This is a genomic window from Chryseobacterium sp. SIMBA_029 (genome assembly GCF_046535275.1).
In the GTDB taxonomy this organism is placed as follows: Bacteria; Bacteroidota; Bacteroidia; order Flavobacteriales; family Weeksellaceae; genus Chryseobacterium.
Genome location: NZ_JAWRXA010000586.1, coordinates 1 through 254, shown reverse-complemented (window position 1 = coordinate 254; position 254 = coordinate 1). Strand labels below are relative to the sequence as shown.

Below are 254 nucleotides of genomic sequence, written 5' to 3'. Positions count from 1 at the left end.
AAATCTTATCCGCCATCTTTTCGCTCGTACGTTTAGGAATTCCTAAAACTTCTAATGCAGATAACGATTCTTCCTTAACTTTATTATCTACCAACAATGAAATATTATCTACCGGACCACTGAATTTCTGTACTTTATCTTTAAGATCTACAATAATTCTTTCTGCTGTTTTCGCCCCAATTCCCTTGGCTTTCTGAATCAATGTGCCGTTACCGGAAAGGATAGCCGAAGCAATCTCATCAAGACTTAGAGTG

General features: G+C 37.4%; 1 protein-coding gene. It reads right to left on the bottom strand.

What is annotated here, in order from left to right:
* Positions 1–254, bottom strand: a 254-nt coding sequence (locus tag SB679_RS25330) for a helix-hairpin-helix domain-containing protein (protein ID WP_410705098.1), incomplete at both ends; no start/stop codon positions are given.